Annotated in this window: 14 protein-coding genes; 13 read left to right on the top strand and 1 reads right to left on the bottom strand. The window is 73.2% G+C overall.

The features are described 5' to 3' along the window. Positions 1-125 precede the first annotated feature (125 nt). The 3 genes from ppdK to ACFQRF_RS14615 all read left to right on the top strand — a co-directional run bounded on the left by ppdK (position 126) and on the right by ACFQRF_RS14615 (position 5369). A complete protein-coding gene (ppdK, locus tag ACFQRF_RS14625) occupies positions 126-2804 on the top strand; it encodes a pyruvate, phosphate dikinase (RefSeq protein ID WP_379871627.1) in 2679 nt (892 codons plus the stop codon). A 298-nt stretch (positions 2805-3102) separates the two neighbouring features. Next, a complete protein-coding gene (locus ACFQRF_RS14620; protein WP_379871626.1) occupies positions 3103-4074 on the top strand; it encodes a YdcF family protein in 972 nt (323 codons plus the stop codon). 50 nt (positions 4075-4124) lie between these two features. Continuing rightward, complete coding sequence (locus ACFQRF_RS14615; RefSeq protein ID WP_379871625.1) at positions 4125-5369, top strand: deoxyguanosinetriphosphate triphosphohydrolase; 1245 nt, start codon at positions 4125-4127, stop codon at positions 5367-5369. Between the two features lie 46 nt (positions 5370-5415). Here the strand turns inward: ACFQRF_RS14615 and ACFQRF_RS14610 are convergent, their stop codons facing one another. Continuing rightward, a complete protein-coding gene (locus tag ACFQRF_RS14610) occupies positions 5416-5871 on the bottom strand; it encodes a MarR family winged helix-turn-helix transcriptional regulator (protein ID WP_379871624.1) in 456 nt (151 codons plus the stop codon). A gap of 38 nt (positions 5872-5909) precedes the next feature. On the opposite strand from ACFQRF_RS14610, the gene ACFQRF_RS14605 reads away from it, so the two are divergent. The 10 genes from ACFQRF_RS14605 (at position 5910) to arfA (ending at position 17495) form a co-directional block, all read left to right on the top strand. After that, positions 5910-6338 carry an ester cyclase gene (locus ACFQRF_RS14605; RefSeq protein ID WP_379871623.1) on the top strand — a complete coding sequence of 143 codons (429 nt, stop codon included), beginning with the start codon at positions 5910-5912 and terminating at the stop codon, positions 6336-6338. 251 nt (positions 6339-6589) lie between these two features. After that, complete coding sequence (locus tag ACFQRF_RS14600) at positions 6590-7621, top strand: LacI family DNA-binding transcriptional regulator (protein ID WP_379871622.1); 1032 nt, start codon at positions 6590-6592, stop codon at positions 7619-7621. 105 nt (positions 7622-7726) lie between these two features. Next, a complete protein-coding gene (gene araB, locus ACFQRF_RS14595; RefSeq protein ID WP_379871759.1) occupies positions 7727-9373 on the top strand; it encodes a ribulokinase in 1647 nt (548 codons plus the stop codon). A 67-nt stretch (positions 9374-9440) separates the two neighbouring features. Then, positions 9441-10157 (top strand): L-ribulose-5-phosphate 4-epimerase, encoded by a 717-nt coding sequence (locus ACFQRF_RS14590; protein WP_379871621.1) that lies wholly within the window; start codon positions 9441-9443, stop codon positions 10155-10157. 35 nt (positions 10158-10192) lie between these two features. Continuing rightward, positions 10193-11551 (top strand): L-fucose/L-arabinose isomerase family protein, encoded by a 1359-nt coding sequence (locus ACFQRF_RS14585; protein WP_379871758.1) that lies wholly within the window; start codon positions 10193-10195, stop codon positions 11549-11551. A gap of 82 nt (positions 11552-11633) precedes the next feature. Then, positions 11634-12965 carry an extracellular solute-binding protein gene (locus tag ACFQRF_RS14580; protein WP_379871620.1) on the top strand — a complete coding sequence of 444 codons (1332 nt, stop codon included), beginning with the start codon at positions 11634-11636 and terminating at the stop codon, positions 12963-12965. A gap of 14 nt (positions 12966-12979) precedes the next feature. Continuing rightward, positions 12980-13867 (top strand): carbohydrate ABC transporter permease, encoded by an 888-nt coding sequence (locus tag ACFQRF_RS14575; protein ID WP_379871619.1) that lies wholly within the window; start codon positions 12980-12982, stop codon positions 13865-13867. Next, positions 13864-14757, top strand: a complete 894-nt coding sequence (locus ACFQRF_RS14570; RefSeq protein ID WP_379871618.1) for a carbohydrate ABC transporter permease — start codon at positions 13864-13866, stop codon at positions 14755-14757. Before ACFQRF_RS14575 ends, ACFQRF_RS14570 begins: the two co-directional genes overlap by 4 nt. 52 nt (positions 14758-14809) lie before the next feature. Further along, entirely contained in the window at positions 14810-15886 is a 1077-nt protein-coding gene (locus ACFQRF_RS14565) for an arabinan endo-1,5-alpha-L-arabinosidase (protein ID WP_379871617.1), read from the top strand. An 88-nt stretch (positions 15887-15974) separates the two neighbouring features. Then, the gene (arfA, locus tag ACFQRF_RS14560; RefSeq protein ID WP_379871616.1) at positions 15975-17495 is read left to right on the top strand and encodes an arabinosylfuranosidase ArfA; all 1521 of its coding nucleotides are present in this window, start codon (positions 15975-15977) and stop codon (positions 17493-17495) included. The last annotated feature ends 99 nt before the right edge of the window (positions 17496-17594 follow it).

Below are 17594 nucleotides of genomic sequence, written 5' to 3'. Positions count from 1 at the left end.
TATACCAATCCAGCGCATCTGATCTGCGGAAACGCGGGTATATAGGCGTCCTGAGGAGGTTTTCTTCCTCGGCTGTGTAGAGTCGCGCGCATTCGAGGTCGAGTGGCCGTGAAAAGGAGCTTGCGGTGCCCAAGTACGTCTACGAGTTCGCCGAGGGCAACAAGGACCTCAAGGACCTCCTGGGAGGCAAGGGGGCCAACCTCGCCGAGATGACCAATCTCGGCCTGCCCGTCCCGCCGGGGTTCACCATCACCACCGACGCCTGCCGGTACTACCTGGAGAACGGCCGAGTACCCGAGGGACTCGACACCGAGATCGACGAGAAGCTCGCCGCCCTGGAGGCGGCCATGGGCAAACGCCTGGGACAGGCCGACGACCCGCTGCTGGTCAGCGTACGCTCCGGCGCCAAGTTCTCGATGCCCGGCATGATGGAGACCGTCCTCAACATCGGCCTCAACGACGACTCCGTACGCGGGCTCGCGGCCCAGGCCGGCAACGAGCGGTTCGCCTGGGACTCCTACCGCCGGCTCATCCAGATGTTCGGCAAGACCGTCCAGGGCATCGACGGCGAGCTCTTCGAGGACGCCATCGACGCCATCAAGCAGCGCAAGGGCACCACCGACGACCTCGACCTGGACGCGGGCGACTTCAAGGAGCTCGTTCAGACCTTCAAGGACATCGTCGCCGAGCACACCGGCGAGGGCTTCCCCTCCGACCCGCGCGAGCAGATGCGCCAGGCCATCCAGGCCGTCTTCGACTCCTGGAACGCGCCGCGCGCCGTCCTCTACCGGCGCCAGGAGCGCATCCCGTCCGGCCTCGGCACCGCGGTCAACGTGTGCTCGATGGTCTTCGGCAACCTCGGCATGGACTCCGGCACGGGCGTCGCCTTCACCCGCGACCCCGCCTCCGGCCAGCAGGGCGTCTACGGCGACTACCTGCAGAACGCCCAGGGCGAGGACGTCGTCGCCGGTATCCGCAACACCGTCCCGCTCGCCGACCTGGAGCGCATCGACCCGGCCAGCTACCGTCGGCTCCTCGACATCATGGAGACGCTGGAGAACCACTACCGCGACCTGTGCGACATCGAGTTCACCATCGAGCGCGGCCGGCTGTGGATGCTGCAGACCCGGGTGGGCAAGCGCACCGCGGCCGCGGCCTTCCGGATCGCCAACCAGCTCGTCGACCAGGGCCTGATCACCCTGGACGAGGCGGTCGGCCGCGTCACCGGTGACCAGCTCGCCCAGCTCATGTTCCCGCGCTTCGACGAGACCGCCGAGCGCACCCGGCTCGGGCGCGGCATGAACGCCTCGCCCGGCGCCGCGGTCGGCAAGGCCGTGTTCGACTCCTACACCGCGATCAAGTGGTCGCGCAGCGGCGAGGACGTCATCCTGTGCCGCCGCGAGACCAATCCCGACGACCTCGAAGGCATGATCGCGGCGCGTGGCATCCTCACCAGCCGCGGCGGGAAGACCTCGCACGCCGCGGTGGTGGCCCGCGGCATGGGCAAGACCTGCGTGTGCGGCGCCGAGGAGCTGGACGTCGACACCAAGAACCGCCGGCTGGTCGCCCCCGGCGGCCAGGTGATCGAGGAGGGCGACGTCATCTCCATCGACGGCACCAGCGGCGAGGTCTTCCTCGGCGAGGTACCCGTCGTGGCCTCGCCGGTGGTCCGCTACTTCGAGGGCGAGATCGACCCCGCCTCGGACTCCTCCGACGACCTGGTGCGCGCCGTGCACCGGTTCATGCAGTACTCCGACGCCGCCCGGCGGATGAACGTGCGCGCCAACGCCGACAACGCCGAGGACGCCGCCCGCGCCCGCCGCATGGGCGCGCAGGGGGTGGGGCTGTGCCGCACCGAGCACATGTTCCTCGGCGACCGGCGCCAGCTCGTCGAGCGTCTCATCCTGGCCGACACCGACAAGGAACGCGAGGAATCGCTGGCGGCGCTGCTGCCGCTGCAGCGCGACGACTTCATCGGCATCTTCGAGGCCATGGACGGCCTGCCGGTGACCGTCCGGCTGCTCGACCCCCCGCTGCACGAGTTCCTGCCCGACATCACCGAGCTGTCGGTCCGGGTGGCGGTGGCCGAGTCGCGCGGCGAGAAGCACGAGAACGACCTGCGGCTGCTGCAGGCCGTGCACCGGCTGCACGAGCAGAACCCGATGCTCGGGCTGCGCGGCGTCCGGCTCGGCCTGGTGGTGCCCGGCCTGTTCACCATGCAGGTGCGCGCCATCGCCCAGGCCGCCGCCGAGCGGCTGCGGGCCGGCGGCCGGCCGTGCCCGGAGATCATGATCCCGCTGGTGGGCACCGTGCAGGAGCTGGAGATCATCCGCGAGGAGTCACTGCGGGTGCTGCGCGAGGTCGGCGAGGAGTACGGCGTCACGCTGAACTACCCGGTCGGCACGATGATCGAGCTGCCGCGCGCCGCGCTCACCGCCGGGCAGATCGCCGAGAACGCCGAGTTCTTCTCCTTCGGCACCAACGACCTCACCCAGACGGTGTGGGGTTTCTCCCGTGACGACGTCGAGGCGTCGTTCTTCTCCGCCTACCTGGAGAAGGGCGTGTTCGGCGTCTCGCCGTTCGAGTCGCTGGACGTCGACGGCGTCGGCCGGCTCATCCGGATCGCCGTCGAGGAGGGCCGCCGCGCCCGGCCGGGCATCAAGCTCGGCGTCTGCGGCGAGCACGGCGGCGACCCGGCGTCGGTGCACTTCTTCCACGAGGCCGGCCTGGACTACGTGTCCTGCTCGCCGTTCCGGGTCCCCGTCGCCCGGCTGGAGTCCGGCCGCGCGGCCGCCCGCGGCTGAGGCGGGGCACGACGGGCGTGCGGCGCACATCACGTGCGCCGCACGTTACTTTTCCCGGGGCGCGCGCGGCTGTGCCGCCTCCCGGTGGCCCCTTCTCGTACGATGAGCCCGGGCCGGCCCGAAAGGCCGGTGAGTCCCTTTCGGGGCGGCCCCCGGGACGGCGCCGTCCAGTACGCTGTGCCGGGTCGAGCCGGAAGGGCGGCGGCGTGGAGGGACGCACCCGCGGGTTCCGGCACGCCAGTTCGCAGCCGGGTCGACGGCTCCCGGGCGGCAGGGAAGTCCTCAGGAGGGGTGGGACGTGCGGGTAGCGGACGAAGGACGCGGCGACGAGCCGCGCGAGGGACCCCCGTTCGGCACCGCGCCGGATCTGGAGGCGACGCGCACGTTCGTCCGCGACACCCCGGCCGACGGCGGTTTCGCCGAGACCGGTGGCACCGGCGCGGCCGAGCGCACGCGCGTCTTCACCCGGACGGGGGAGGGGAGCGATGCCGCTTCCGAGCCTGCCGGTGCGGCGCCCGCCACGGCCGACCCGACCCGCACCCTGACCCGGCCGCGCCGCGATCCCGACACCGACCGCCCCGGCCCGGTGGCCGAGCCGTACCCGGAGCCCGCGTACCCCGCCGAGGAGCCTCCGCGCCGCCCGGCCCGCCGCTGGGGCAGACGCATCGCCTCCGCGATCGGGCTCCTCGTCGTGGCCGCCATCCTGGTCCCGTGCCTGACCTGGGCCTGGGTGTGGTACGTGGCCCGCCAGGACGAGCGCCCGCCGTCGGACGCCATCGTGGTGCTGGGCGCGAGCCAGTACAACGGCAGGCCGTCGCCCATCTTCGAGGCGCGGCTGCGGCACGCCGCCGACCTCTACGGGCAGGGCGTGGCCCCCGCCATCGTCACGGTCGGCGGCAACCAGCCCGGCGACGCCTACACCGAGGGCGGTGCCGGCCGCGACTGGCTGATCGCCGCGGGCGTGCCGGCGGAGAGCGTCGTGGCCATCGGCGAGGGCAGCGACACGCTGCAGAGCATCGAGGCGGTCTCGCAGATGTACCGGCAGCAGGACTGGACCTCCGCCGTGATCGTCACCGACCCGTGGCACTCGCTGCGGTCGCGGACCATGGCCGAGGACTTCGGCATCGAGGCGGCCACCTCGCCGGCGCGATCCGGCCCGGCCGTGCTCGAACGGGAGACCCAGCTCTGGTACATCACTCGTGAGACGGCCTCCGTCTGGTACTACTGGATCTTCGGTGACAGTTCGACACTGCACGTCGACGCGGCCTGAGCCGGGCACCGGCCGCCCGCGCGACCATCGCGGACGCGGGCCGGGACGCTATGCCGGCCATCACTGAGCCGCCCCCGCCGCCCTACACCGAGCGGGACCGGGAACGCTGGGCCGCGGAGCCGCCCAAGAGCCGGGCCCGCGGGCCGTTCGAACGCGACCGCGCTCGCGTGCTGCACAGCTACGCGCTGCGCCGCCTGGCCGCCAAGACCCAGGTCGTGCAGCCCGGCGCGAGCGACTTCCCGCGCACCCGGCTCACCCACTCGCTGGAGTGCGCGCAGATCGGCCGTGAGATGGGGCGCTCCCTCGGCTGCGACCCCGACCTGGTCGAGGCCGCCTGCCTCGCGCACGACCTCGGGCATCCGCCCTTCGGCCACAACGGGGAGAGCGCCCTGGACGCGGCGGCGGCCGCCTGCGGTGGGTTCGAGGGCAACGCGCAGAGCCTGCGGCTGCTCACCCGGCTGGAGGGCAAGGTCAGCACGCCCGGGCGGCGCAGCGCCGGGCTGAACCTGACCCGTGCCACCCTGGACGCCACGCTGAAGTACCCCTGGCAGCGGGGCGAAGGCGCCGGCCGCAAGTTCAACTGCTACCCGGACGACGTCGCGGTCTTCGCGTGGGTGCGCGCCGAGGCTCCGGACCAGCGGACCTGCTTCGAGGCCCAGGTCATGGACTGGGCCGACGACGTCGCCTACTCGGTGCACGACCTGGAGGACGGCCTGTTCGCCGGGCTGATCCGGTTCGAGGCGCTGCGCAGCCGGACCGAGCGGGCCGCGGTGTGCGAGCTGGCGGCCCGGGTCTACGCCGACGCCGCCCCGGACGAACTGGCCGAGGCCTTCGACCGGCTGCTCGCCGAACCGTTCTGGCCGCGTGGCTTCGACGGCGACCTGCGGTCGCTCGCCGACCTGAAGAACCTGACCAGCGAGCTGATCGGCCGGTTCTGCCGGTCGGCGGAGCGCGCCACCCGGGAACGGTTCGGCCCGGGCCCGCTCGCGCGCTACGCCGCGTCGCTGGTGGTGCCGCGCCGTTCGCTGCTGGAGTGCGCCCTGCTCAAGGCGGTGGCGGCGCACTACGTGATGGCCCGGACCGAGGCCCGCGACTATCAGGCGCGCGAGCGCGCCGTCATCGCCGACCTGGTGACCGCGGTCCGCCTCGGCGCGCCCGGCACGCTGGAGCCGCAGTTCCGCGCCGACTACCTGGCCGCCGGGGACGACGCGGCGGCGCTGCGGGTGGTCATCGACCAGGTCGCCTCGCTCACCGACACCTCGGCCATGGCCTGGCACCGCCGGCTGGCGGGGTAGCGGGCGAGGGCGATGCCGGTCGCCCATACGGCGCTGTGGCCGCGGCTCATCGGGACGGCGCGTCCCTGAAGCGGGCGGTGACGCGGTCCAGGGTGCGGACGACCACGCCGAGCTGCTCCGGAGGGAGATCGCCGAACAGTTCGCGCGCCAGCGCGTCGGCGTCCCGGTCCATCCGCTCGACCGCCGTCCGGCCGGTGCCGGTCAGCTCGACCGAAACGGCCCTGCGGTCGTCGGGGTGGGCGGTGCGCCGGAGGAAGCCGCCGGTTTCGAGCGCGTCGACGAGCGTCGTGACGTTGCGCGGCGTGACGCGGAGTGCGTCGGCGAGCTGACGCTGGGTCAGGGGGCCGCGGTGGGCCAGCTCGAACAGGACCGTGGCGCGCGTGGTGGTGAGACCGTCGGCCCGCAGCGCCGTGCGCATGTCCTCGGAGATCAGGCTCGCGGCGTCGAGCAGCCGGTCGAACGCGCCACGCGGAGACAGTGTATGTTGTTCATTATCTGGCATATTCATCAATTCTAGTCGCCGCTGAAGGGGAGCCCGCGATGGACACTTCGCCCGAAGGCAACATGGCGCGGCTGCGTGACGCCTACCACGCGTTGCAGGGCGGAGACCTCGACGCCTGTGTCGAGATGCTGTCGCCGGACTTCATCGCCAACATTCCGGGGCTGCCCGGGCCCGTGTACGGCACCGAGATCTGGCGGCAGGGCGCGCGGGCGATGCTGGCGGGCTTCCCGGACCTGCGCATCGACGTCGAGGACATGTTCGGCGCCGCCGACCGGGTGGCGGTGCGCGCCCGCTTCCACGGCACCCACCTGGGCGCCTTCCAGGGCGCGCGGCCCACGGGTGAGCGCGTCGCTTTCTGGAGTCTGGAGATGTACCGCTTCGAGGGCGGCAGGATCGCCGAGGAGTGGGTCGCCCCCGACATGGCGGGCCTCATGCGGCAGATCTCGGGGACCGGGAGCCCCGCCTAGCCCATAGCGGTCCCCGCCGTGACACGACCGGCGGCAGGCCCTCCCGGCTCGAATGCGCGTATCGGCCGGGAGGGCCTGCCGTGTCGGCGTGGTGTGCCACGCGCGGCGGCCGTCGCACGGCGAACGCTCCTCCCGGCCGTGGACCCGGCGGCGGACCCTTGACGCACCGCGATGTTAGCGCTAACAATGTAGCCCACGTCACAGACTTCCAGTGACGCTCACCACATGTGTTGGCGAGGTGGCGATCCCCCATGCCCTCCCCGAACGGCCGCGGACCGGTCATGGCGGACGTCGCCCGGCTCGCGGGAGTCTCCCACCAGACGGTCTCCCGGGTGCTGAACGGTCACCCCAACGTCCGGGACGCCACCCGGGAGCGGGTGCAGGCCGCCATCGAGGAGCTCGGCTACCGGCGCAACTCCTCCGCGCGCGCCCTCGTCACCCGGCGGACCAACGTGCTGGGCGTCATCGCCGTCCACACCACGCTGTACGGGCCGGCGAGCACGCTGTTCGGCCTGGAGCAGGCCGCGCGGGCGGCCGGGTACTTCGTCAGCATCGTCAGCCTCAAGTCGGTCGACACCGCCAGCCTGTCCGCCGCGATCAGGTACCTGGCCGAACAGTCCATCGAGGGGCTGGTGCTCCTCGCCCCCCAGCGGGTGACGGCGGAATCGCTCGCCGCACTGCCGGTGACGCTGCCGGTGGTGGCGGTCGAGGGCGGACAGGCCCCCGACATCCCGGTGGTCTGCGTCGACCAGTTCAGCGGGGCCCGCGCGGCGACCCGGCACCTGCTCGGCCTCGGTCACCGCACCGTGTGGCACGTCACCGGGCCGGACGGCTGGCCGGAGGCCGAGGGCCGGATCGACGGGTGGCGGTCGGCGCTGCGCGCCGCCGGTGCGGCCGCCCCCGTCCCCGTCCCCGGGGACTGGACGCCGCGCTCCGGGTACGCGGCCGGGCTGCGGCTCGCCCGCGATCCCGCGGTCACCGCCGTCTTCGTGGCCAACGACCAGATGGCCCTCGGCCTGCTGCGGGCGTTCAACGAGGCCGGGGTACGGGTGCCCGACGACGTCAGCGTGGTGGGCTTCGACGACATCCCTGAGGCGGAGTTCCTGACCCCGCCGCTGACCACGGTGTGGCAGGACTTCACGCAGGTGGGCGAGCGCAGCATCGAGGTGCTGCTCGCTCAGATCGACGGCCCGGCCCGGCACGGCGGCGAGCCCCCGCGCGTCGTCGTGCCGGCCCGGCTCGTCACCCGCGCCAGTACCGCGCGGGCGGCCGGACCCGCATGACCCGGACCACCAGGTGACAGGTTCGCGACAGGAAGGGATGTGGCAGTGACCGACGACCGGCCGGCGACGGCCCAGCGTGTGAGCGCTCACAACGACCCGGACGCGGTGGTCATCGGCGTGGACTTCGGCACGCTGTCGGGCCGGGCGGTGGTCGTCCGGGTCGCCGACGGCACCGAACTGGCCAGCGCGGTCCACCCGTACCGGCACGGGGTGGTCTCCGCCGCCCTGCCGGGCTCGGACATCCCGCTGCCCCCCGACACCGCGCTGCAGATCCCCGAGGACTACCGGGAGGTGCTGCGCCAGACGGTGCCCAAGGCGCTCGCCGCCAGCGGCGTGCCCGCCGAGCGCGTCATCGGCATCGGCACCGACTTCACCGCCTGCACCGTGCTGCCGGCCACCGCCGACGGTACCCCGCTGTGCGAGCTGCCCGGCCTCGCCGACCGCCCGCACGCCTACCCCAAGCTGTGGAAACACCATGCCGCCCAGCCCGAGGCCGACGACATCAACGCCACCGCGCACGAGCGCGGCGAACCATGGCTGGCCCGCTACGGGGGCCGGATCTCCTCGGAATGGGAGTTCGCCAAGGGCCTGCAGGTGCTCCGGGAAGACCCCGAGATCTACCGGCGCACCGAGCGCTGGATCGAGGCCGCCGACTGGATCATCTGGCAGCTGTGCGACCGCGAGACCCGCAACGTCTGCACCGCCGGCTACAAGGGCATTCACCAGGACGGCGAGTGGCCGTCGCGCGACTACCTGGCCGCACTGCACCCCGAGTTCGCCGGCTTCGCCGAGGAGAAGATCTCCCACCCGCTCGCCCAGCTCGGCGCGCGGGCCGGCGGTCTCGGCGCCCGCGCCGCCGCCTGGACCGGGCTGCCCGAGGGCATCGCGGTCGCCGTCGGCAACGTCGACGCGCACGTCACGGCCGCCGCGGCCCGCGCCGTCGAGCCCGGCCAGATGCTCGCCGTCATGGGCACCAGTACCTGCCACGTCATGAACTCCGACCACCTGGCCGACGTGCCCGGCATGTGCGGCGTGGTCCGCGACGGGATCGTGCCCGGCCTCTGGGGCTATGAGGCCGGGCAGAGCGGGGTCGGCGACATCTTCGGCTGGTTCGCCGACACGGGCGTTCCCGCCGACTACACCGCCGAGGCCGAAAGGCTCGGGATCGACGTCCACGAACTGCTGTCCCGCCGCGCCGCCGCGCAGCCGGTGGGCGCGCACGGCCTCGTGGCGCTCGACTGGCACAGCGGCAACCGGTCCGTCCTCGTCGACCACGACCTGTCCGGGGTGATCGCCGGGCTCACCCTCGCCACCCGGCCCGAGGAGGTGTACCGGGCGCTGGTCGAGGCCACCGCGTTCGGCACCCGCACGATCGTCGGCGCCTTCACCGACGCCGGGGTCCCGGTGCGCGAACTGACCGTCGCCGGCGGGCTGATCCGCAACACCTTCATCCTCCAGACCTACGCCGACGTGCTGCGGCGCCCCCTCAACGTCATCGGCTCCGACCAGGGGCCCGCCCTGGGCTCGGCCATCCACGCCGCCGTCGCCGCCGGCGCCTACCCCGACATCCGCGCGGCTTCGGCCGCCATGGGCAACGTCCACCGCGACGTCTACCGCCCCGACCCGCGGCGCGCCGACCGCTACGACGAACTGTTCGCCGTCTACACCGACCTGCACGACCACTTCGGCCGCGGCGGCAGCGACGCGCTGCACCGGCTGCGCCGGATCCGCAACGCGGCCGCCGCCCGGTGAGCCCGCGCCCCACCCCGGAACCCGCCCCCGCCGGGCCCCGCCCGGCACCCGACCACGGAAGGGACCGATGAGCGCCGACGCCGACCGCACCGTCCGCCCCGACATTCTGCGCCGACTCCGCCGCGAGGTCTGCGACCTGCACGCCGAACTCGTGCGCTGGGGCCTGGTCACCTGGACCAGCGGCAACATCTCCGCGCGGGTCCCCGGCGCCGACCTCATGGTGATCAAGCCCAGCGGAGTCGGCTACGACGACCTCACGCCCGAGTCCATGGTGGTCACCGACCTGCACGCCAACGTGGTCGAAGGCGTCCACGCCCCCTCCAGCGACACCGCCGCGCACGCCTACGTCTACCGGGCCATGGCGAACGTGGGCGGCGTGGTGCACACCCACAGCCCGTACGCCACCGCCTGGGCGGCCCGCGGCGAACCGATCCCGTGCGCCATCACCGCCATGGCCGACGAGTTCGGCGCCGACATCCCAGTCGGGCCGTTCGCGCTCATCGGCGGCGACGACATCGGCAAGGGCATCGTCGCCACCCTCACCGGCCACCGCTCGCCCGCCGTGCTCATGCGCGGCCACGGAGTCTTCACCATCGGTGGCACCGCCCGCGCCGCGGTCAAAGCCGCCGTGATGTGCGAGGACGTGGCCCGCACCGTGCACCTCGCCCGGGTGCACGGCCCGGTCGAGGCGCTGCCCGCCGAGCACATCGACGCCCTGTACGACCGCTACCAGAACGTCTACGGCCAGCGTGCCGCCGACCGTGAGAGAGGAACGGACTCGTGACCGACCGTCTGCCCCGAATCGGTGTCCTCGGCATCATGCAGGCCCTGTACGACCACATGATCCCGGGCATCACCGAACGCCAGGCCGGCTACGCCCAGGAGGTCGCCGACCGGCTCGCCGGTGTGGCCGACTTCGTCGTGGGGCCACCCGTCAAGAGCCGTGCCGACGCCGAGCGGGTCATGCGCGGTTTCGAGAACGACGACCTCGACGGCGTCCTCGTCATCATGCTCACCTACGGCCCGGCCATGCGGGTCGCCCGGCTGTTCAACGAGAACCGGCTGCCGGTCTGCCTGGCCAACATCCAGCCCGAGCCGGCCGTGACCGCCGCCTGGGACATGAGCGACATGACCTACAACCAGGGCATCCACGGCGCGCAGGACACCGCCAACGCCATGGTGCGGGCCGGCCGTGCCTTCGACGTCGTCACCGAGGAGTGGCAGAGCGCGGCCTTCGCCGAGCGGATCGGCCGCTGGGCGCGCGCCGCCCGCGCGGTCACCGCGTGGCGGCGGCTCAAGGTCGGCGTGTTCGGCTACGCCATGAACGACATGGGCGACATCCGGGTCGACGAGAACGCGCTGCTGCGCGCGCTCGGCCCCGAGATCAGCTACGTCGCCCCCGGCGACCTGTGGCGCGGCATGCAGGAGGTGACCGGCGACGCCGTGTCCGCGCTCGCCGCCTGGGAGGACGAGCGCTTCGACGTCGACCCCGCGCTCTCCAAGGAGGAGCGCGAGGACCACGCCCGCATGCAGATCGCCATCGAGCGCATCCTCACCGAGCGCGGGTACGCCGCCTACTCCACGCACTTCGACGCGATCGGGGAGGACGGCAGGTTCGCCCGGCTGCCGCTGGCCGCCGCCTCCACCCTGATGGCCAAGGGGTACGGCTATGGCGCCGAGGGCGACGCGCTCGCCGCCGCCATGGTGTACGCCGGCCACCAGCTCACCGGCGACGGCCACTTCACCGAGATGTACGCCATGGACTTCCCGTCCGACTCGATCCTGATGAGCCACATGGGCGAGGGCAACTGGCGGGTCGCCCGCGACGACGAGCCCGTCCGGCTCATCAAACGCTCGCTCGGGATCGGCCGGCTCGACGACCCGCCCACGTTCCTGTTCCGGGTGCGGCCGGGCGCCGCCACCCTCGCCTCCCTGGTCTCCCTCGGCGGCGAGCGGTTCCGCATGGTGGTCGCCGAGGGCGAGGTTTTGGACGCCCCAGTGCTGCCCGCCCTGGAGATGCCCTACGGCCAGTTCGCCCCCGCCTCCGGCGTGCGCTCCTGCATGGACGACTGGCTGCGGGCCGGCGGCACCCACCACATGGTGATGAACCTCGGCCACGTCGCCGCCGACTGGCGGGTGTTCTGCGACCTCGCCGGGATCGAGTTCCGCCAGGTCTGACCCGGCGGACGCGGGCCGTCCGGCCCGCGTCCGCCACCCCCACCGAGCCCGCGCGGTTCCCGACGACGACAGGGAGACCCCCATGCGCAGCCCCGAGCCCCGGCCCCCGGTGCCTTCCGCGGCGAGCGCCGCCTCCCCGGTCGGCCGGCGCGGCTTCCTCGCCGCCTCGCTCGCCGCGGCCGGCACCGCCGCCCTCGGCGGCTGCGCCGGCCCCGGCCAGGGCGGGCGGCTCCGGCTCAGCCAGTGGAACCTGTTCACCGGTGGCGACGGCGCGCGCATGGTCGAGATGCACGAGCGCTACCAGGCCGAGCACCCCGACGTGGACTTCCGGCCCACCACCTTCCTGTGGGGCAGCCCGTACTACACCAAGCTCGCCACCGGCGCGGCCGGCGGACGCGGCGCGCACGTCGCCACGCTGCACCTGTCCCGGCTGCGCAACCTCGCACCCGGACGGCTGCTCGACCCCATCCCCATGGACCGGCTCGCCGAGCACGGCGTCACCGCCGACGGCTTCCTCCCCAACGTCTGGGACAAGTGCCTGGTGGACGGGCGGCTGTACGCGGTGCCGCTGGACACCCACCCCTTCGTCACCTACTTCAACACCGACATCTGCGCCCGCGCCGGAGTGCTCGACGCCGACGGCCGGCTCGTCGAGACGCACGGCCGCGACGAGCTGTTCGACCTGCTCAGCGCGGTCCGGGACGTCACCGGGCGCTACGCCGTCTCGGTGGACGCCACCGGCGGGTGGCGGCTGTTCTGGACCCTGTACCGCCAGCAGGACGGCCGGATGACCTTCGACGGCGGCCGGGTCGGGCTCGACACCGACAAGGCGCTCACCGCGCTGGAGACCATCGCGCTGCTCTCGGAGCGCGGGCTCGCCCCGCGCACCTCCGACCCGCCCGCCTCGGCCGCCAACTTCGGCAACGCCGTGGCCGGGCTGCTGTGGACCGGCGCCTGGGAGGCCCCCACGTTCGCCGACGCCGGGCTGCCCTTCAGCATGACCCGCTTCCACGACGTGTACGGCAACCGCCGCACGCACGCCGACTCGCACGCGTTCGTGTTCCCGCACCAGCGCGACCCCGACCCCCGGGTCCGCGACGCCGCCGTGGAGTACGTCGCTTTCATGCTGCGCAACAGCGTGCTGTGGGCCGAGGGCGGGCACGTCCCCGCCTACCAGCCGGTCGCCGAGAGCCGGGAGTACCGCGACCTGTACCCGATGTCGGAGTACCGGGACGTCGCCGAGGACATCCAGTTCGACCCCGACATCTGGTTCAGCGGTTCGGCCGCGCAGATGCAACTGGAGGCCAACCAGGCGTTCGAGGCGCTGCACGCCGGAACCATCACCCCCGAGGCCGCGCTCGGCCAGTTCACCCGCGCCGCCCAGCGGCTGCTCGACACCCCGGCCCCGATGTGAGGGAGGCACCCGCCATGTCCACCGCCCCCGCACGCCGGCCGGCCTCCTGGTCCGGAGCGGGGTTCGTGCTGCCGTTCGCCCTCGTCTACGGGGTGTTCCTGGTGTGGCCGACCCTCGCCGGGCTGTGGTCGAGCTTCTTCGACCAGAGCCTCACCGGCCGGCCGGCGGCCTTCGTCGGGACGGCCAACTGGTCGGAGATGCTCTCCGACCCCGCGGTGTGGTCGTCGCTGTGGAACACGGTCGTGTTCACCGCGCTCAGCACCCCACCGCTGGTGCTCACCGGACTCGCCCTGGCCCTGCTCACCCAGCGCGTCCGGCGGCTGGGCTGGCTGCTGCGCTTCTCCTTCTTCGCCCCCTACCTGCTGCCGGTCGCCGTGGTCACCCTGATCTGGGTGTGGCTCTACCAGCCCGGGTTCGGGCTGTTCAACGCCGGGCTCGCCCGGATCGGGCTGCCCGAGGTGGGGTGGCTCAGCGACGAGCGCGTCGCCATGCTCGCCGTGGTCGTCACCACCACCTGGTGGACCGCCGGGTTCAACTACCTGCTCTACCTCGCGGCCCTGCAGGGCATCCCGCGCCCGGTGTACGAGGCCGCCGAGCTCGACGGCGCCGGCGCCTGGCAACGGCTCACCCGGATCACCCTGCCGATGCTGCGCCGGGTCACCGGCCTGGTGGTCGTGCTCCAGCTCGTGGCGTCCCTCAAGATCTTCGACCAGGTGTACCTGATGACGCGCGGCGGTCCGAACCTGGCCACCCGGCCGCTCATCCAGTACGTGTACGAGACCGGATTCGGGGTCTTCCGCACCGGCTACGCCTCGGCCGTGGCCTACATGTTCCTGGCGCTGCTCATCCTCGTCTCCCTCGTGCAGTTCCGCCTCACCGCGACCAAGGAGGACCGGCCGTGACCGCCGCGATCCCCGCCCGGCCGCGCCGCGCCGCCCGCCCCGGCCCGCGGCCCACGACGAAGCGGCGCCGCGTGCGGCTCAGCCCGGCCGGCGTCGCATGGACGCTGGCCGCCCTCGCGGTCGCCGTGCTCTGGCTGGTACCCCTGCTGTGGGCGTTCACCACCTCGCTGAAGCCCGAGGCCGAGACCACGGCGCTGCCGGTCCGCTGGCTGCCCGACGCCCCCACCCTCGCCGCCTACGCCGAGGTGCTGGGCCGCGGCGACATCCTGCGCTGGCTCCTCAACAGCACCGTGGTGGCCACCCTCGTCACCGCGCTCACCCTGGTCTGCTGCGCCCTCGCCGCGTTCGGGTTCTCCCGCACCGACTTCCCGGGCCGCCGGTGGTGCTACGCCGCGTTCCTCGCCGGCATCCTGGTGCCGCCGCAGGTGCTCGTCGTCCCGCTGTTCAACCAGATGAGCGCGCTCGGCCTGGTCGACACCTACTGGGGCGTGGCGCTGCCGCAGGTGGCGGCGCCGGTGATGGTGTTCGTCCTCAAGCGCTTCTTCGACGGCATCCCGCGCGAGTACGAGGAGGCCGCCCGGCTGGACGGCGCCGGCCACCTGCGGGTGCTCTGGTCGGTCGTGCTGCCGATGTCGGTGCCGATCCTCAGCGCGGTCGGGATCTTCACCTTCGTCGCCGCCTGGAACAACTTCCTGTGGCCGTTCATCGTCACCACCGACCCCGACCTGATGACGCTGCCCGTCGGCCTCGGCTCGGTGCAGGGCGCGTACGGCATCCAGTACGCCGAGAACATGGCCGCCGCGGTCCTGGGGGCCGTCCCGCTGCTCATCGTCTTCGCCGTCCTGCAGCGGCACGTCGTCCGCGGCGTCGGGGACGTGGGGCTGCGATGACCCCTCCGCCCGCCCACCGACCCTCCCGTTTCCCCCACCCGGAGGTGCCGAAATGAGAACCGACCGACCGAACCCCCGACCGCGGCGCCGCCGATCCGCGCCGGCCGGAGCGGCCCGGCGGATCGCCGCCGCGCTGGCGGCCCTGCTGCTCGGCGTGCCGCTGGCCGCGCCACCGGCCGCCGCCGAGGCCGCCCCGGCCGGAACCGCCGCCGCGCGCCAGGCCCCGGTCGACCTGACCGGCGACCTCGCCGTGCACGACCCCGCCCTGGTCGCCGGCGGCTCCGGCCGCGACTGGTACGTCTTCTCCACCGGCGACGCGCGGCGCGGCGACGGCAACATCCAGATCCGGGCGTCCGCCGACGGCCGGGACTGGCGCTACGTCGGGACGGTGTGGGACACCAAGCCCGCGTGGCTCGCCCAGGAGGTGCCCGGTGTCAGCAACCTCTGGGCCCCCGAGGTCTACCAGCACGACGGCACCTACTACCTGTACTACTCCGCCTCCACGTTCGGCCAGAACCGGTCCGTGATCGGGCTGGCCACCAACACCACGCTCGACCCCGCCGACCCCGGCTACCGGTGGGTCGACCAGGGCAAGGTCGCGGAGTCGCACACCACCGACGACTACAACGCCATCGACCCCGGCGTCGTCGAGGACGCGGCCGGTACGCCGTGGCTCGCCTTCGGGTCCTTCTGGAGCGGCATCCGCATGCTCCGGCTGGAGTGGCCCAGCGGCAAGCCCGCCGCCGGCCAGGGCGCGCCCCTGCGGATCGCCGACCGCGGGCAGCCGCCCAACGCGATCGAGGCGCCGTACATCCTGCGGCGCGGCGACCGGTACTACCTGTTCGTCTCCTTCGACACCTGCTGCCAGGGCGTCAACAGCACCTACCGCATCGCGGTCGGCCGGTCCACCTCGGTCACCGGCCCCTACGTCGACCGCTCCGGACGGCCGATGCTCGACGGCGGCGGAACCGTGCTGCTGGCCGGCTCCGGCGCGATGGCCGGGCCGGGCGGGCAGTCGGTGTCCGGCGGCCACCTCGCCCACCACTTCTACGACGCCGACGCCGACGGCGCCCCCTCCCTCGGCATCCGCACCATCACCTGGGACTCGGCCGGGTGGCCGGTGCTGTGACACCGCCCGCCCGCCACGCGCGACGAACCGACGCCTGCCTCCGTTCACTCGCCCCAGAGGCTCCGACCCGCAGGGAGAACGCCGCCCGATGCTCACCGCCTCGATCACCCTCGACCCCGCCTTCCGCGTCGCCCCGGTCAGCCGCCGCACCTTCGGATCCTTCGTCGAGCACCTCGGCAGATGCGTGTACACCGGCATCTACGAGCCCGGGCACCCCGCCGCGGACGCCGACGGCTTCCGCACCGACGTCCTCGACCTCGTCCGCGAACTCGGGGTGAGCGTCGTCCGCTACCCCGGCGGCAACTTCGTGTCGGGCTACCGGTGGGAGGACGGAATCGGCCCCCGCGAGTCGCGCCCCCGGCGCCTCGACCTCGCCTGGCACAGCACCGAGACCAACCAGTTCGGCCTGGACGAGTTCGCCCGGTGGACCGCCCGGGCCGGCGTCGAGCCCATGATGGCGGTCAACCTCGGCACCCGGGGCATCCAGGAAGCGCTGGACGTACTGGAGTACGCCAACCACCGCGGCGGCACCGCCTGGTCCGACCGGCGGATCGCCAACGGCACGCCCGAACCCCACGGCATCCGCATGTGGTGCCTGGGCAACGAGATGGACGGGCCCTGGCAGATCGGCCACAAGACGCCCCGCGAGTACGGCCGGCTCGCCGCCGAGACCGGCCGCGCCATGCGGATGATCCAGCCCGACCTGGAACTCGTCGCCTGCGGCAGCTCGCACCTGGGCATGCCGACCTTCGGCGAGTGGGAGGCCACCGTCCTGGAGGAGACCTACGACGTCGTCGACTACGTCTCCCTGCACGCCTACTACGAGGAGCGGGACGGCGACCTGCCCAGCTTCCTCGCCTCCGCGGTGGACATGGACCGGTTCATCGACGCGGTCGTGGCCGCCGCCGACCACGTCCGCTCCCGGCTGCGCAGTTCCAAACGGATGATGCTGTCGTTCGACGAGTGGAACGTCTGGTACCAGAGCGGTGAGGGGAGCCGGCCGCCCAGCGGCGACGACTGGCCGGTCGCGCCACCGCTGCTGGAGGACCGGTACAACGTCGCCGACGCCGTCGTCGTCGGCAACCTGCTGATCTCGCTGCTGCGGCACAGCGACCGGGTGACCACCGCCTGCCAGGCCCAGCTCGTCAACGTGATCGCCCCGATCATGACCGAGCCGGGCGGACGTGCCTGGCGGCAGACCAGCTTCCACCCGTTCGCGCTCACCTCCCGGATCGCGTCCGGCGAGGTGCTGCGCGTCGAGCCGGCCGGCCCGGTCCAGGACACCGCCCGATTCGGCCCGGTCCCCGTGGTCGACGCCGTGGCCACCCACGACGCCGAAGCCGGTACCACCGCGGTGTTCGCGGTGAACCGGTCCACCGGCCAGCGGGTCGAGCTCGACATCGACGCCCGCGCGCTCGGCGCCGGCCGCGTCGCCCGCTGCCTGACCGTCGCCGACGACGACCCGCGCGCCGTCAACACCCCCGACGACCCCGACCGGGTCGTCCCGTACCCCAACCCCGACGCCACCGTCGACGGCGCGCGCGTCCGCGTCGTGCTGCCGCCCGTGTCCTGGACCGTCATCGAGCTCACCGCCGCCCAGGACGAGTGAGACCCGCCGCCCACCCCTTCCATCCCCACCCCACCGAACCCACCAGTGAATCGGCGCCGGCCCGCGCGCACCGCCGGGCGGCCGGCGCCGGAGGGAGCA

This window comes from Marinactinospora rubrisoli (assembly GCF_042664915.1).
GTDB classification, from domain to species: Bacteria; Actinomycetota; Actinomycetes; order Streptosporangiales; family Streptosporangiaceae; genus Marinitenerispora; species Marinitenerispora rubrisoli.
This window is presented reverse-complemented; position numbering and strand designations above follow the sequence as displayed.

What these genes read in the sequence shown, in the direction of transcription:
- ACFQRF_RS14615 (WP_379871625.1), top strand. Translation starts at nt 4,125, where the DNA reads ATGCCGGCCATCACTGAGCCGCCCCCGCCGCCCTACACCGAGCGGGAC.
- ACFQRF_RS14610 (WP_379871624.1), bottom strand. Translation starts at nt 5,871, where the DNA reads ATGCCAGATAATGAACAACATACACTGTCTCCGCGTGGCGCGTTCGAC.
- ACFQRF_RS14605 (WP_379871623.1), top strand. Translation starts at nt 5,910, where the DNA reads ATGGACACTTCGCCCGAAGGCAACATGGCGCGGCTGCGTGACGCCTAC.
- ACFQRF_RS14600 (WP_379871622.1), top strand. Translation starts at nt 6,590, where the DNA reads ATGCCCTCCCCGAACGGCCGCGGACCGGTCATGGCGGACGTCGCCCGG.
- ACFQRF_RS14590 (WP_379871621.1), top strand. Translation starts at nt 9,441, where the DNA reads ATGAGCGCCGACGCCGACCGCACCGTCCGCCCCGACATTCTGCGCCGA.
- ACFQRF_RS14585 (WP_379871758.1), top strand. Translation starts at nt 10,193, where the DNA reads ATGCAGGCCCTGTACGACCACATGATCCCGGGCATCACCGAACGCCAG.
- ACFQRF_RS14580 (WP_379871620.1), top strand. Translation starts at nt 11,634, where the DNA reads ATGCGCAGCCCCGAGCCCCGGCCCCCGGTGCCTTCCGCGGCGAGCGCC.
- ACFQRF_RS14575 (WP_379871619.1), top strand. Translation starts at nt 12,980, where the DNA reads ATGTCCACCGCCCCCGCACGCCGGCCGGCCTCCTGGTCCGGAGCGGGG.
- ACFQRF_RS14565 (WP_379871617.1), top strand. Translation starts at nt 14,810, where the DNA reads ATGAGAACCGACCGACCGAACCCCCGACCGCGGCGCCGCCGATCCGCG.
- arfA (WP_379871616.1), top strand. Translation starts at nt 15,975, where the DNA reads ATGCTCACCGCCTCGATCACCCTCGACCCCGCCTTCCGCGTCGCCCCG.